Source organism: Burkholderia ubonensis subsp. mesacidophila (assembly GCF_002097715.1).
In the GTDB taxonomy this organism is placed as follows: Bacteria; Pseudomonadota; Gammaproteobacteria; order Burkholderiales; family Burkholderiaceae; genus Burkholderia; species Burkholderia mesacidophila.
This window is the reverse complement of sequence record NZ_CP020737.1, coordinates 3,014,946-3,029,447: the sequence shown is the minus strand read 5'-3', so window position 1 is coordinate 3,029,447 and position 14,502 is coordinate 3,014,946. Positions and strand designations below refer to the sequence as shown.

The window sequence follows — 14,502 nt, the reverse complement described above, 5'->3', positions numbered from 1 at the left end:
GTCGAGGGTTCAGTCGGGGCGGCCGGGCAGCGCGCGCAGTACGGCGCGCACGGGGCTCGCGTCGAGCGTCGCGAGCTTGAGCGGCAGCGCGATCAGTTCATAGTCGGCGGCCGGCACGGCGTCGAGCACGATGCCTTCCAGGATCGCCATCCGGTGCGCGCGGATGCGGCGATGCGCATCCATCGTCTTCGATTCCTGCGGATCGAGCGACGGCGTATCGATGCCGATCAGCTTCACGCCATGTTCGGCGAGCAGGTCGATGGTGGCGGGTGCGACCGCACAGAAATCCGGATCCCATTGCGCGGCGGGCGCATGCGCATAGGTGCGCAGCAGCACGCGCGGCGGCACGCCGTCGAGCGCGGCTTCGACGTCGGCCGGCGTGACGACGGGGGAGGCGCCGATGCAGTGGATCACGCGGCACGGGCCGAGATACACATCGAGCGGCACCGCGCCGATCGGCGCGCCGTCGGCGTCGTAGTGGAGCGGCGCGTCGGTGTGCGCGCCGGTATGCGGCGACAGCGTCAGGCGCGCGACGTTGACGGGCGAGCCCGCCTCCATCCGCCAGACGCGTTCGACGGTGACCGGCGTGTCGCCCGGCCACACGGGGGTGGCGGTGTCGACCGGCGGCGAGATGTCCCAGAGTGTGTCCATGGCATGACGAAACAGCGAAATGATGCTTCGCATGATAGGCGGACGCTCGCAAAAAGTGCTTGCGAAATAGACATGGACAAACCGCCAGATTGGCAGATAATTCGAATCAGAGAGAAAACGGGGACCAAAAATGCACGCGATCACGCTCGACGCCACCGACTGCCGGATTCTCGCGGTCCTGCAGGAGGAAGGCAGAATCAGCAACCTGGATCTTGCCGAACGGATTTCATTGTCGCCATCGGCCTGCCTGCGGCGCATGCGCCTGCTGGAAGACCAGGGCGTGATCGAGCATTACCGCGCCTGCCTGAGCCGGGAGAAGCTCGGCTTCGAGCTGGAGGCGTTCGTGCAGGTGTCGATGCGCAACGAGCAGACGCAGTGGCACGAACGGTTCGCCGAGGAACTGCGGGAATGGCCCGAGGTGGTCGGCGCGTTCGTCGTGACGGGCGAGAGCCACTACCTGCTGCGGGTGCTCGCGCACAACCTCAAGCACTATTCGGATTTCGTGTTGAACCGGCTGTACAAGGCGCCGGGCGTGATGGACATCCGTTCGAACATCGTGCTGCAGACGCTGAAGGACGAGGCGGGCGCGCCGGTCGTGCTGGCGCGCACCGGCGCGATCAAAGCTGTGTGAGGCCGTGGAAGCCGCCGCCGTGGAACACGAGCGGCGCGGTTTCGGCGGCATCCGGGTGCACGCCGCAGCGCTCCACCTCGCCGACGAAGATCACGTGGTCGCCTTCGTCGTAGCGGCTGCGGTTGTGGCACTCGAACCATGCGATCGCGCCGTCGAGCACCGGCATCCCGGAGTTGCCGGCCACATGCGCGATGCCCTCGAAGCGGTCGCCCTTGTAGGTCGAGAAGCGCTTGCACAGGTCGAGCTGCGACGCCGCGAGCACGTTGACGACGTAGTGGCTGTTGCTGCGGAACACCGGCATCGACGCCGACTTGTGCGCGAGGCTCCACAGCACGAGCGGCGGGTCGAGCGACACCGAGTTGAACGAGCTCGCGGTGATGCCGATCAGCTGCCCGGACGGCGCGCGCGTCGTGATGACCGTCACGCCGGTCGCAAACTGGCCGAGCGCCTGCCGGAACGCGGCGACGTCGAAATTCGGCGGCGTTGCGCGGCTCATCGGGCGACCATCCGGAACGGGACGCGCGAGCATGGCGCGCGGCGGGTGAAATGGGCGAAGGGCGACAAGGCAGTCAGTCTGGAAATGGGACGCATGGTCCGATTTTAGCGGAATCGCCCGCAGCGGGACGCAGTGCTGCGCGCAGCGGTGCAATGCGACCGCCGCGCGCCTGTTGTCAGCGCGGGCGGACAGCTAGCCCGCCGCGCCGAGCCCGAGCGACACCGCGCCGATCAGGATCAGGCTCGACGCCCAGAGCGCATCGAGGTTGAACCAGCTCCGCGACACGAACTTCAGCCCGAGGTAGCGGTAGACCAGCCACGCGAGCAGCCCGCCGGCGGCGAGCATCGCGGCGGCATGCGTGGCCGCGACGACGAGCGCCATCCCGAGGTTCGCATTCACGAGCGCCGTGGCCGCGCGATGTCCCGGGTCCATGTCGATCCCGCAGAGCCCGAGATAGATCGGCACCAGCATCAGCCCCGCGCCGTGCGCGATCGCCACCGCGAACGACCAGAGCCCGAGCCGCGACGGCGGGATGCGCGCGAGGATCCGCGGGTGGCGCGGCCGCAGCAGCAGCACGGCCCCGCAGGCGATCACGAGCACGCTCGCGCCGATCCGGATCGGCGCCTGCCATGCGACGAGCGCGGCGAGCGCCGCGAACGGCAGCATCATCGCGAACACCGACAGCGCGTGCCCGAGCGCGAGATAGCCGAGCGCCGCGACCAGCGCGCGGCCGCTGCGCGCCATCAGCGCGTTCGACACGGCGAGCGGCCATCCCATCGCCGGGTTGAACCCGTGATAGAGGCCGCTTGCCAGCACCGCGGACCAGAGACCGACCTGGGCCGTGACGTGGCCGCTCAAGACCGGACCGACGGATAGCAAAACGAATCGGTCGAGCAATCGCCGCCTTCGAGCCGGATCTGGTGCGCGCGGTAGCCGTCCGGAAACGCGACCCAGTAGTCGTCGGCGAGCGTCAGGCCGCCGCCGGGCCCGGCGTGCGCCATCACCTGCGCGCCGGGCACGCCGTCGGGGTAGAACTGGTTATCCCACGTTGAATAGAGCGAGTTGGTCCAGTAGACCCGCTTGCCGTCGCGGCTGATCTCGACCATCTGCGGGCCGCCCGCGAACGTCTTGCCGTTCGGGTGCGGCGTGCGCCGCACGATGCCGCCGATATGCACCGATCCCGCGAGCTTCGGCTTGCGCGGGTCGGTGACGTCGTACTGGCGCATCTCGCCGGTGCCCCAGCAGGACACGTACAGGAAGCGGTCGTCGAGCGACAGGTCGATGTCGGTCACGAGCGGCGGCACCGCGCCGAACGGTTTCAACAGTGGCGGCAGCTGGTCCGCGGGCGCGGGCTCGGCCGGGATCGTCGCGGTCTTCTCGATGTGGAACCGGCCGTCTTCGCGCCACCAGGTCCAGATCGAGCCTTCGAGGTTCGTCGTGTCGATCACGACACCGAGGAAGCCGTATTCGCGCGCGGGATCATGCGCGGGCCGCACCTCCAGCGCCATCTGGTGCTGCGCGCCGAGGTCGATGGTCTGCACGTTGCGCCGCGCGCGCAGGTCCCAGAAATGCAGCCGGTGCCCGTACCGGTTCGCCAGCAGCTCCTCGGGGACGAGGCCGTTCTCGAATTGCGGCGGCAGCGCCCATTCGCTCGACACCATGTAGTCGCGCGGCAGGTTCCACCAGAAGTCGTAATGCTTGTCCTGCGTGCCGCGGTCGATTTCCCAGGGGCCGACGACGTCGAAGGTCTCGCAGTCCATGATGAAGATGCCCGGCTGGCCGTCCATGCCGTCCTCGCCGGCGCCGCCCAGCGTGCTGACATAGATCCCCTCGGGCCCGCAATGGACCGTGTGCGGCCGCGAGTAGCCGGTCTTGCTGAACACTTCGTCGGGTTCGATGATCTTGTGGATGCGCGCCTGGGTCGGGTGCGGATGCGTGTCCACGACGTAGATGCGCGACGAGCGCAGGCCCGGGATGATCAGGAAGCGGCGCTGGAGAAACGCGTGGCCGGTGAGCGGCGACAGCGACGACGAGCACGCATTCCAGCCGAAGTGATGGAATTCGTCGCCGGTGGTCGGCATCGTCACCGTATGCACGATCTGGCCGTAGGTTTCCGAGCCGGGCTTCACGTCGATCACGGCGAGCGCGTCGGGCTGCGAAAAGTCGGGGCTCAGCAGCAGGGTGTAGGCGAAGGATTCGGCTGGCGCGCGCATCGCGAGTTCCGGCGACGCGTGAAACGTCGGGTCAGGCCGCATGGTCATGGTAGTGCCCTCTCGTTATGGTATTTGAGCGCCCGGCGCGGGATCGCCGATGACGGGCGCGGTTGTCATGCGAGACGGCCGGGCGGGGTTGCCGCCGCGGCCGAACGGAGCTGCCGGCACCCGCGACGCTCGCGTGCGAGACGGGCGGTGCCTTCCATCCAGAAGCGAAAACAGATGACGTGTATCGGGTGAAGCGTCGACGCTTGGCCGATTGCGGCGCGACGTTGCCGCCGACCGGCCGGGGCTCGATCGAGCCGGTGATGCGAGGGGTGTTCGCTGAAGCATCCGGAACGCTGCTGCAACGGACGATGATGCATCAGGGTGGAGCATGGGGCGATCCCGGCGGAAGGGCGGATCTTTCTTCCTGGCCGAGAGTGGCCTAGTGTAGTCGAGAATCGGCGGCGACGTCTTCGCCGCAGTGCGCGGGCGCACCGCGGCATTGCGCATTCCGTCGTCGTGCAGGTGATTGGTTCGGATGCGATACTGCCCGTTCTCAACGGCTATTTGATTTCAAGGGGAACGAGATGCTTGAAACCGCGACTTTAGGCGGCGGCTGCTTCTGGTGCACGGAAGCGGTGTTTCTCGACGTCGACGGCGTGACGGCGGTCGAGTCCGGCTACGCGGGTGGGCATACCCGCAATCCGGGCTATCGCGACGTGTGCGACGGCGACACCGGACACGCGGAGGTCGTCAACGTGACGTTCGACCCGGCGCGCATCGGCTATCGCGAGATCCTCGAAATCTTTTTCGCGACGCACGATCCGACCCAGCTCAACCGGCAGGGCAACGATACCGGCACGCAATACCGGTCGGTGGTGTTCACGCATTCGGACGCGCAGCGCGACACCGCGCTCGACGTGATCCGCGAGCTCGAGCGCGAGCAGGTATTCGCGCAGCCGATCGTCACGCAGGTCGTGCCGCTCGACGGCAATTACTGGCCGGCCGAGGACTACCACCAGAACTACTATGCGCAGAATCCCGGCCAGGGGTATTGCGCGGTCGTGATCGGGCCGAAGCTCGCGAAGTTCCGCCAGAAGTTCGCGCACCGGCTGAAGTCGTCGCGCGGCGCGTGAACTGGCGCCAAGACCCTAGGCCGCCTCGCTGCGCAACTGCGCGCACGCGGCGGCGATCTCGCGCGCGAGCGCGATGCACGACAGCGGCGCGGAGCCTTCGGCCTTGTTGTTGATCGTGATGAGCACGGGCTGGCCGGCCATTGCATAGCGCGCGGCCAGTTCGGCGAGCGCCGAGCGCGTGTGCGGATCCTCGTCGACGAGCCGGTCGAACGGCTCGTATTTCGCTTTCGCCTGCTCGTACTTGAAGCCGGCGTGCAGGCTCCAGCGCACGATCAGCGGGCCCGGCGCATCGCCGTCGAGCAGCGCGAGCGCGGCCGCCTGCCGCAGCGGGTCGGGCATCCGCGCGTGCAGGCCGACGCAGTAGCGCACGCCGAGCGCGGCGAGCGCGCGGATGAAACGCGGCGTGAGCAGGCTCGCGTCGCGGATCTCGATCGCATAGCGCGGGCCGTCCGGCTCGGGCGGCAGCGGCGGCAGCGCCGCGAAGAACGCGCTCAGCCGGTCGATCAGCGCGGCGGGGTCGGCGAGCAGTCGATCCGGCAGCGGCGAGAACTGGAACACCAGCACGCCGGCCTTCCTGCCGAGCCCGTCGAGGCACGGCCGCACGAATTCGTTCGTCGCGAGCGCGGCATCGAGGAAGGTCGGATTCGGTCCGGACGGCTCGCCGCGCCGGCCGCGCACGACCGCGTCGGTGACCGATGCGGGCGCCTTGACGACGAAGCGGAAATCGTCCGGCACTTGCTGCGCGTAGCGCAGGTAGTCGGCGACGGACAGCGGCCCGTAGAACGACCGGTCGAGGCTCACGCTCTTGAGCAGCGGATGCGCGCCGTACGCTTCGAGCCCTTCGCGCGACAGCTTGGTCTGCGCGAAGTCGCCGTCGTAGACGATGCCGTTCCAGCCGGGGAAAAACCATGACGACGTGCCGAGCCGCACGTTCGGAGGCAGGCCGGCCGCGGCGTCCGCCACGTCGGGCGCGATCGGCGCGGGCGCCACGCCGCGCCGGCGCTTGCCTTTCTTCGGCGCGGACGGCGGCGCGGGTTCGTCCCACAGCAGGCCGGTGGAGGGAGGCGTTGCGTCGTCGGGTGCGCGGGGCGCAGGCACAGGCGGCGCGTTGCCGCTGTCGTCCGGCGTCACATTGACGTTATCGCCGGCGTTCGCACGAGTGTCGTCGTCCGCGGGCGGAACGGCGCGTGCGTCGTCGGGCGCCGCGCCGAACAGGTCGAACTGTCCGTCGGCGGGCGTCCCGTCCGAATCGTCGTGTTGCTGCCGTCCCGGCGGCGCCTTGCGCCGCGTCCTGCCGTCACCCATGCATGCCGTGCGTGAAGCGCCGCCTAGCGCGGCAGCGCGTGTTCGTACATGTAGCGCCGCGACCACGGCAGCGTCTTCGCGCTCTGCCCGGCCTTGCGGCACACGATTTGAAAGATCGACACGTCGTCGTGCTCGAACGCATACGCGCAGCCGGCGAGATACACGCGCCAGATGCGGAATTTTTCGTCGTCGACGAGCTGCCTGGCTTCCTCGGCCTTCGCTTCGAAGTTCTCGGTCCAGATGTCGAGCGTGCGCGCATAGTGCCGCCGCAGGCTTTCGACGTCAATCGCCTCGAGCCCGCCGCGCTGCGCCGCTTCGAGCGCGAGGCTGATGTGCGGCAGCTCGCCGTCCGGGAACACGTAGCGGTCGATGAACTCGCCGCCGCCGAGCGCCGTCTCGCCACTTTCCGCGTCGGTCGACGTGATGCCGTGGTTCATCGCGATGCCGTCGTCGGCGAGCAGCTCGCGGATTCGCGTGAAGTAGAGCGGCAGGTTCTTGCGGCCGACGTGCTCGAACATCCCGACGCTCGTGATGCGGTCGAACTGGCCGTCGATCTCGCGGTAGTCCTGCAGGCGGATCTCGATTTTGTCCTCCAGCCCCGCGGCCTTCACGCGCGCGGTCGCGAGGTCGAACTGGTTCTGCGACAGCGTCACACCGAGACACTGCGCGCCGAACTTGCTCGCGGCCCGCAGCACCAGCGCGCCCCAGCCGCAGCCGATGTCGAGCAGGCGCTGGCCCGGCTGCAGCCCGATCTTCGTGAGGATGTGGTCGATCTTCTTGATCTGCGCGGTGGCGAGATCCTCGTCGCCGTTCTCGAAGTACGCGCACGAGTAGACCATGTTCTCGTCGAGCCACAGCCGGTAGAACTCGTTCGAGACGTCGTAGTGATACTGGATCGCCTTCTTGTCGGTGTTCTTCGTGTGATTGAAGTAGCGCTTCACGCGCGCGAGCTTGCTCGCATTCGTCACGGTGCTGCGCGCGAGCGAGTAGCTGATGTTGATGATGTCGGAGAGCTTGCCCTCGATGTCGATCTTGCCCTTCACGTACGCCTCGCCGAGGTTGTCGAGGCTCGGGTCGAGCAAGAGCGGCAACGCCGATGCGCTGTTGACCTTCAGCGTGACCTGCGGCGCGGCGAACGTGCCGAAATCGAGCTGATCGCCGTTCCACAAAACGAGGCGCGCCGGAATGTTCGCCTTCGCCCGTACTTCGTCCGCCCACTGTGCCAGCTTCTTTTCCCAGAACATTTGGAATCTCCGTTGTTCGTTGAATCGAATACAGCCAAGTTTCTTGACCGGCGCCCGCCGACCAAGCGGGCGCCCGCATGCAATACGAAAAATACGAAGCGCGATCGGCGGTGCGCGCCGCGCCGGCTTACGGCGACAGGCGCGAAATCGTCCAGCCGTGCGGCGCGGCGGGCTCGCGCGTATACAGCAGCCGGTCGTGCAGCCGCGACGGGCGGCCCTGCCAGAATTCGAGCGACTCGGGCACGAGGCGGTAGCCGCCCCAGTGCGGCGGCCGCGGCGGGTCGTCGCCGTAGCGCTCGCTGACGGCCTTCTCGCGCGCTTCGAGCGTCGCGCGGCTGTCGATCACGGCGCTCTGGTCGGACGCCCACGCGCCGATGCGCGAGCCGAGCGGGCGCGACGCGAAATAGCGGTCGCTGTCCTCGGCGCTGGTCTTCTCGATGCGGCCTTCGACGCGCACCTGGCGCTCGAGCTCGATCCAGTAGAACAGCAGCGCGGCATACGGATGCGTGGCGAGATCGCGGCCCTTGCGGCTTTCGTAATTGGTGAAGAAGACGAACCCGCGTTCGTCGACGCCCTTGATCAGCACGATCCGGGCGGACGGACGGCCGTTTTCGCCGACGGTGGCGAGCGTCATCGTGTTCGGCTCGGGAAGCTTGGCGTCGAGCGCCTCCTTGAACCAGCGGTCGAACTGTGCGAAGGGGTTCGGGGCGGCGTCGGCTTCGTCGAGCGAAGCACGCGAGTAATTGATGCGGAGATCGGCGAGTGTCGTCATGTTATGCGAACGCTTCAATCTGGGGCCAGTATAGCGAAGGCGGAAGAAACGTGCGTGCACAGTGGCGCGTGTTGGCGAGCGGTTCAGGCAAAATACGGGGCTGCACGACTTACGTTTCCCTTGCCGCCATGTCATTCCACGACGCCGCCCCGATAACCTCTGATCTTACCCCGAGCCCGTCAACTCAGCTTGACGTGGATCGCGCCCGGCGCTTCGGCGGCATTGCGCGACTGTACGGCGCGCCCGCGCTCGCCGCGTTCGAGCGCGCGCACGTCGCGGTGATCGGCATCGGCGGGGTCGGTTCGTGGACGGCCGAGGCGCTCGCGCGCAGCGCGGTCGGCCGGCTTACGCTCGTCGATCTCGATAACGTTGCCGAAAGCAACACGAACCGGCAGATCCACGCGCTCGACGGCAATTACGGCAAGCCGAAGGTCGACGCGATGGCCGAGCGGATCGCGCTGATCGATCCCGCGTGCCGCGTGAACCGGATCGAGGATTTCGTGGAAGCCGACAATTTCGACGCGCTGCTCGGCGGCGGCTTCGACTACGTGATCGACGCGATCGACAGCGTGCGCACGAAGGTCGCGCTGATCGCGTGGTGCGTCGCGAAAGGGCAGCCGCTCGTCACGGTCGGCGGCGCGGGCGGGCAGCTCGACCCGACCCGCATCCGCATCGACGATCTCGCGCTGACGATCCAGGATCCGCTGCTGTCGAAGGTGCGCGCGCAGCTGCGCAAGCAGCACGGCTTCCCGCGCGGGCCGAAGGCGCGCTTCAAGGTCAGCGCCGTGTATTCGGACGAGCCGCTGATCTATCCGGAAGCCGCCGCCTGCGATATCGAGGACGGCGCGGAGCCGTCCACGGCCGCGCACGTCGCGGGGCTCAACTGCGCGGGCTTCGGCTCGAGCGTGTGCGTGACCGCGAGCTTCGGCTTCGCGGCGGCCGCGCATGCGCTGCGGGCGATCGCGGCGCGGGCCGCCGCGGCCTGACCGGGGGAGGCCGCGCTCGCTTGCCGCCCGCCGGCCCGGGTCAGTGGAGCGCCATGCTCAGCTTGCGCCGCCACACGGCAACGAGGTCCGGGCGGTCGCCCGCCAGCTCGAACACCGAGATCATCGTCTTGCGGCCGAGGTCGTCGCCGTACGCGCGGTCGCGCACGACGATTTCCAGCAACTGCTCCAGCGCGCCTTCGTACGCGCGCCGCGCGATCAGGCTCTGCGCGAGATCGAAACGCGCGTCGAGGTCGGCCGGATTCTCGGCGATGCGCGCCTCGAGCGCGTCGGTCGGCGGCAGGTCGGCGGTCGCGGCGAGCGCGTCGAAACGGGTCTGGATCGCCTGCAGGCGCGGATCGCCGTTTTGCACGGTCTGCGGCGACAGGCGCTCGGTTTCCGCGCGCGCCGCATCGACGTGGTTGCTCGCGAGCAGCAGCTCGATCAGGTCGAGCCGCGCGTCGTCGAAGCCGGGGTTCAGCGCGAGCGCGGCTTCGAGGTGGGCGCGCGCATCGTCGAAGCGTCCCTCCGCCGCCGCGAACTGCGCGGCGCGGCGCTCGGCTTCCTCGGGCGCCGGCAGCAGCCGGTCGAGGAACGCGCGCAATTGCCCTTCGGGCAGCACGCCGACGAACTGGTCGACCGGGCGGCCGTCGGCGAACGCGATCACATGCGGAATGCTGCGCGTCTGGAAGTGCGCGGCGAGTTCCTGGTTCTCGTCGACGTTGACCTTCACGAGCTTCCAGCGGCCCTCGTAGTCGCTTTCGAGCTTTTCCAGCAGCGGGCCGAGCGTCTTGCAGGGGCCGCACCACGGCGCCCAGAAGTCGACCAGCACGGGCGTGTCCAGCGACGCCTCGATGACGTCTTTTTCGAAAGTGGCAAGCGTGGTGTCCATGTCGTCCTCTTGAGTTCGGATGTCGTCAGGTTGGGGCGGCACGCGCGTTTTTCAACGCGGCTTGCGCTCGGGCAGCGGGATCCACTCGGTCTCGCCGGGCACCTTGCCCATTTCCTGCCGCGTCCAGGCTTCCTTCGCGCGCTCGATCGCGTCGCGGCTGCTCGCGACGAAATTCCAGTCGATGAAGTGTTCGCCGTCGAGCCGGTCGCCGCCGAGCAGCATCGCGCGCGCGCCGGCGGTGCTCGTCAGCGTGACGGTCGCGCCGGGCGCGAGCACGGCCATCTGCGCGGGCTCGAGCGGCGTGCCGTCGATCGCGAGGTCGCCTTCGACCAGATAGATCGCGCGCTCCTCGTGCGACGCGTCGAGCGCGAGGCGGCCGCCGTCCGCGAATTCCGCGGCCACGTACAGCGTGCGCGAGAACGTCGTGACGGGCGAGCGCAGCCCGAACGCGTCGCCGGCGATCACCGTCAGCGCCACGCCGTTGTCGTTCAGCTTCGGCAGCGCCGCGGCCTCGTGGTGCTCGAACGACGGCTCGTCGGTCTCGTGCGCGAGCGGCAGCGCGACCCAGGTCTGGATCCCGTGCACGGTGTGGCCCCGCTCGCGCAGCGCGTCGGGCGTGCGCTCGGAATGGACGATCCCGCGTCCCGCGGTCATCCAGTTGACGTCGCCGGGCACGATCTCCTGCAGCGAGCCGAGGCTGTCGCGGTGCAGGATCGCGCCCTCGAACAGGTACGTGACGGTCGCGAGCCCGATGTGCGGATGCGGGCGCACGTCGAGGCCCGTGCCGGGCGGCAGCGTCGCGGGCCCCATGTGATCGAAGAAGATGAACGGGCCGACGAGGCGCGCGGCGAGCGCGGGCAGCGTGCGGCGCACCTGCAGGTTGCCGATGTCGCGCACGTGCGGCTTCAGCAGGGCTTTGATGGAGTCGGTCATGGCGGATCCTGTCGACGCTGCGGGGATGCGGGTCATTGTACTGGCTGTACTGGCGCCCGGCAGCGTGCGCGCGACGCGTCGTGGGCCGTGCGGAGCGGTACGGTTCTTGCTCGCGTGCAGCGTGCTCGCCGCACCGGCTTGGCGCCCGCCGTATCCACAACGCGCGTGCGGGATTCCGGACGGTTCCCGATCGCCGGTAAACTGGCGACCCTCAGAACGACATATCAAGGAGACCACGATGATGACCCCGAAGGACCTGCTGCTGGCGCTGGTCGTGATCCTCGCGTGGGGGGTGAACTTCGTCGTGATCCGGGTCGGGCTGAACGGGATGCCGCCGATGTTGCTCGGCGCGCTGCGCTTCACGCTCGCGGCGGTGCCGGCGGTGTTCTTCGTGCGCCGCCCGCAGATTCCGTGGCGGCTGCTCGTGCTGTACGGCGCGACGATCCAGCTCGGCCAGTTCGTGTTCCTGTTCACCGCGATGTACGTCGGGATGCCCGCCGGGCTCGCGTCGCTCGTGCTGCAGTCGCAGGCGTTCTTCACGCTGGTATTCGCGATGGCGTTCCTCGGCGAGCGGCTGCGCGTGCAGAACCTGGTCGGCCTCGCCATCGCCGCGACCGGCCTCGTCGTGATCGCCGCGCAGGGCGGGCGCGCGATGACCTTGGCCGGCTTCCTGCTGACGCTCTGCTCGGCCGCGATGTGGGCGTTTGGCAACATCGTGACGAAGAAGGTCGGGCAGGCCAACCTCGTGTCGCTCGTCGTGTGGGCGAGCCTCGTGCCGCCGGTGCCGTTCTTCGCGCTGTCGCTGTGGTTCGAAGGGCCGCAGCGGATCGTGGCCGCGCTCGGCGCGCTGACGGGCACGTCGATCTTCGCGGTCGTCTATCTCGCGTTCGTCGCGACGCTGCTCGGCTACGGCTTGTGGAGCCGGCTGCTGTCGCGCTATCCGGCCGCGCAGGTCGCGCAGTTCTCGCTGGTGGTGCCGGTCGTCGGCCTCGCGTCGGCGGCGCTGCTGCTCGACGAGCACCTGACGCGCGCGCAGTTCGCGGGCGCGGCGCTCGTGATGGGCGGCCTCGCGGTCAATGTGTTCGGCGGGAAGCTGATGCGCCGCTTCGCGGTGTCATGACGTCGTGACGCGCGCGCCCGCACGCAGCGCGTGCGGCCGGCGGCGCGGGGGAAACGCGGAGACGGCGGCCGTCAGGCCATCCGGTTCTTCGCGAGCGGCGGGTTCGCCGCGAAATAGCGCTTGATGCCGCGGAAGATCGCGTCGGCCATCTCGTCGCGATAGCTGTCGTCGTTGAGCCGGCGCTCCTCGTCCGGGTTGCTGATGAACGCGGTCTCGACGAGGATCGACGGGATGTCGGGCGCCTTCAGCACCGCGAACCCGGCCTGCTCGACCGAGCCCTTGTGCAGCTTGTTGATGCCGCCGACTTCCTTCAGCACGTAGTTGCCGTAGCGCAGCGAGTCGCGGATCTGCGCCGTCGTCGACATGTCGAACAGCGCGCGGCTCACCGCGGCGTCCTGGGTCTTGATGTTGATCCCGCCGATCAGGTCCGACGCGTTTTCCTTGTTCGCGAGCCAGCGGGCCGCCGCGCTCGACGCGCCGTGGTCCGACAGCGCGAACACCGACGAGCCGCGCGCGGACGGCGTCGTGAACGCGTCCGCGTGGATCGACACGAACAGGTCCGCGCCGACGCGGCGCGCCTTCTGCACGCGCACGTTGAGCGGCACGAAGAAGTCGGCGTCGCGCGTCATCATCGCGCGCATGTTCGGCGCCGCGTCGATCTTCGCGCGCAGCTTCTTCGCGATGTCGAGCGCGACGTGCTTCTCGTAGGTGCCGCCGCCGCCGATCGCGCCCGGGTCCTCGCCGCCGTGGCCCGGATCGATCGCGACCGTCAGCAGGCGCACGGTGCCGCCCTTGCCGGCTTTCGGCGCGCTGAACTTGTAGGTGTCGTCGCCTTCGTCCTCGTCGTCCTTGCGCGCGATGACGGGCGGCGGCTTGACCGCGGGCTTCGCGCTCGCGCTCCCTGCCGCGGCCGGCGGCGCATGTGGCGTGGCGGGCGTGTTCTGCGCGAAGCGCTGGAAGAACGCATCGCTGTTGTCGTTGCCGGCGGCGGGCGGCTGTGTCGGGCCGCTCAGCGCGGTCGGCGGCTGCACCTGCTGCGCGCGCGTGGCTTCGTTGAGCTGCTGTTCCTTGCGCTCCGTCTGCGCGATCAGGTCGGTCAGCGGATCGGGCGCGACGGCCGGATACAGGTCGAACACCAGGCGGTACTTGTAGGTGCCGACGGGCGGCAGCGTGAACACCTGCGGCTTCACCGAGCCCTTCAGGTCGAACACCATCCGCACGACGTGCGGCTGATACTGGCCGACGCGCACCGAGTGGATCTGCGGATCGTTCGGCGCGATCTTCGACACGAGGTCGCGCAGCGACTGGTCGAGATCGAGCCCGTTCAGGTCGACGACGAGGCGGTCGGGGCCCTGCAGCAGCTGTTGGGTATTCTGCAGCGGCTGGTCGGATTCGATCGTCACGCGCGTGTAATCGCGCGCGGGCCACACCCGCACGCCGAGCACCGACGTCGCATGCGCGACGCGCGGCAGCGCGAGGCCGAGCACCAGCGTCGACGCGCCCGCGCACAGGATCTGGCGGCGCCGCCAGTTATGCGTCGCGGTGGCCGCCGATTCGATCGAGCGGAACGGTTTGATCAACATCTTTCGAGACATGCGTTTCCTGAAGCGCTGTACGCCCGGACGGTGAGGGCGCGGCCGTCGCCGTCCACGTCGAGCGAGAAGACCAGATCGGGCACGCCGAGCAGCGTGCCCGCCTGTTGCGGCCATTCGACGAGGCAGATCGCGCTGGAATTGAAATACTCGCGAAAGCCGGCGTCGGACCATTCGGCCGGGTCGTTGAAACGGTACAGATCGAAGTGATAGACCTCGAGTTCCCCATCGTCGCGTTCGAGCGCGTACGGCTCGACGAGCGTGTAGGTCGGGCTGCGCACGCGGCCGCGATGGCCGAGGCCGCGCAGGATCGCGCGCACGAGGGACGTCTTGCCTGCGCCGAGGTCGCCGACCAGCTGGATTTGCAGGCCGTCGAACGCGTGCGTGCGCGTCAGTTCGATGCGTGCCGCGTCGAGCACCTGCGCGAAGCGTGCGCCGAAGGCCTCGGTCGCCGCTTCGTCGGCGAGCGCGAACACGCGCTCCGCGAGCGGGGCGGGCAGCGTGGAGGCGTGGGGCGGATGGCTGTGCGTCGCTGGCATTCTCGTAAAA

Annotated in this window: 15 protein-coding genes; 4 read left to right on the top strand and 11 right to left on the bottom strand. The window is 68.8% G+C overall.

Going from position 1 to position 14,502, the window contains the following annotated elements; translation table 11 throughout:
• Positions 1-9: 9 nt before the first annotated feature.
• A complete protein-coding gene (kynB, locus tag B7P44_RS14240; protein ID WP_084905163.1) occupies positions 10-651 on the bottom strand; it encodes an arylformamidase in 642 nt (213 codons plus the stop codon).
• A 130-nt stretch (positions 652-781) separates the two neighbouring features.
• Here kynB and B7P44_RS14235 point away from each other — a divergent pair, with 130 nt between their 5' ends.
• Entirely contained in the window at positions 782-1,282 is a 501-nt protein-coding gene (locus tag B7P44_RS14235; RefSeq protein ID WP_010090865.1) for an Lrp/AsnC family transcriptional regulator, read from the top strand.
• Here B7P44_RS14235 and B7P44_RS14230 read toward each other — a convergent pair.
• From B7P44_RS14230 to B7P44_RS14220, 3 genes are all read right to left on the bottom strand, one after another.
• Positions 1,269-1,778, bottom strand: coding sequence for a flavin reductase family protein (locus B7P44_RS14230; RefSeq protein WP_084906694.1), 510 nt, complete (start codon positions 1,776-1,778; stop codon positions 1,269-1,271). The two genes, B7P44_RS14235 and B7P44_RS14230, sit on opposite strands and share 14 nt — an antisense overlap.
• Before the next feature lie 192 nt (positions 1,779-1,970).
• Positions 1,971-2,636: a hypothetical protein gene (locus B7P44_RS14225; protein ID WP_084905162.1), complete on the bottom strand. Its 666-nt coding sequence runs from the start codon at positions 2,634-2,636 to the stop codon at positions 1,971-1,973.
• Positions 2,633-4,039, bottom strand: coding sequence for a selenium-binding protein SBP56-related protein (locus B7P44_RS14220; RefSeq protein ID WP_084905160.1), 1,407 nt, complete (start codon positions 4,037-4,039; stop codon positions 2,633-2,635). The genes B7P44_RS14225 and B7P44_RS14220 overlap by 4 nt, the downstream gene beginning before the upstream one ends.
• A 524-nt stretch (positions 4,040-4,563) precedes the next feature.
• Between B7P44_RS14220 and msrA the strand changes: the two genes are divergently transcribed.
• Positions 4,564-5,112, top strand: a complete 549-nt coding sequence (gene msrA / locus B7P44_RS14215; RefSeq protein ID WP_084905158.1) for a peptide-methionine (S)-S-oxide reductase MsrA — start codon at positions 4,564-4,566, stop codon at positions 5,110-5,112.
• Positions 5,113-5,127: 15 nt separating this feature from the next.
• Here the strand turns inward: msrA and B7P44_RS14210 are convergent, their stop codons facing one another.
• The 3 genes from B7P44_RS14210 to pdxH all read right to left on the bottom strand — a co-directional run bounded on the left by B7P44_RS14210 (position 5,128) and on the right by pdxH (position 8,433).
• Complete coding sequence (locus tag B7P44_RS14210; protein WP_084905156.1) at positions 5,128-6,417, bottom strand: DUF72 domain-containing protein; 1,290 nt, start codon at positions 6,415-6,417, stop codon at positions 5,128-5,130.
• A 23-nt stretch (positions 6,418-6,440) separates the two neighbouring features.
• Positions 6,441-7,661 carry a class I SAM-dependent methyltransferase gene (locus B7P44_RS14205; protein ID WP_084905154.1) on the bottom strand — a complete coding sequence of 407 codons (1,221 nt, stop codon included), beginning with the start codon at positions 7,659-7,661 and terminating at the stop codon, positions 6,441-6,443.
• Between the two features lie 127 nt (positions 7,662-7,788).
• Complete coding sequence (gene pdxH, locus B7P44_RS14200) at positions 7,789-8,433, bottom strand: pyridoxamine 5'-phosphate oxidase (RefSeq protein WP_084905152.1); 645 nt, start codon at positions 8,431-8,433, stop codon at positions 7,789-7,791.
• Between the two features lie 128 nt (positions 8,434-8,561).
• Between pdxH and tcdA the strand changes: the two genes are divergently transcribed.
• Positions 8,562-9,419, top strand: coding sequence for a tRNA cyclic N6-threonylcarbamoyladenosine(37) synthase TcdA (gene tcdA / locus B7P44_RS14195; RefSeq protein ID WP_084905150.1), 858 nt, complete (start codon positions 8,562-8,564; stop codon positions 9,417-9,419).
• Between the two features lie 40 nt (positions 9,420-9,459).
• Here the strand turns inward: tcdA and trxA are convergent, their stop codons facing one another.
• A complete protein-coding gene (gene trxA, locus B7P44_RS14190; protein ID WP_084905148.1) occupies positions 9,460-10,308 on the bottom strand; it encodes a thioredoxin in 849 nt (282 codons plus the stop codon).
• A gap of 51 nt (positions 10,309-10,359) precedes the next feature.
• The gene (locus B7P44_RS14185; protein WP_084905147.1) at positions 10,360-11,241 is read right to left on the bottom strand and encodes a pirin family protein; all 882 of its coding nucleotides are present in this window, start codon (positions 11,239-11,241) and stop codon (positions 10,360-10,362) included.
• A 241-nt stretch (positions 11,242-11,482) separates the two neighbouring features.
• Between B7P44_RS14185 and B7P44_RS14180 the strand changes: the two genes are divergently transcribed.
• On the top strand, positions 11,483-12,361 hold the full coding sequence (locus B7P44_RS14180) for an EamA family transporter (protein WP_193834330.1): 879 nt from the start codon (positions 11,483-11,485) through the stop codon (positions 12,359-12,361).
• Positions 12,362-12,432: 71 nt separating this feature from the next.
• Here the strand turns inward: B7P44_RS14180 and B7P44_RS14175 are convergent, their stop codons facing one another.
• Together B7P44_RS14175 and tsaE are read right to left on the bottom strand one after the other, a co-directional pair.
• Complete coding sequence (locus B7P44_RS14175) at positions 12,433-13,956, bottom strand: N-acetylmuramoyl-L-alanine amidase (protein WP_084905143.1); 1,524 nt, start codon at positions 13,954-13,956, stop codon at positions 12,433-12,435.
• On the bottom strand, positions 13,938-14,492 hold the full coding sequence (gene tsaE, locus B7P44_RS14170; RefSeq protein ID WP_084905142.1) for a tRNA (adenosine(37)-N6)-threonylcarbamoyltransferase complex ATPase subunit type 1 TsaE: 555 nt from the start codon (positions 14,490-14,492) through the stop codon (positions 13,938-13,940). Before tsaE ends, B7P44_RS14175 begins: the two co-directional genes overlap by 19 nt.
• Positions 14,493-14,502: the final 10 nt, after the last annotated feature.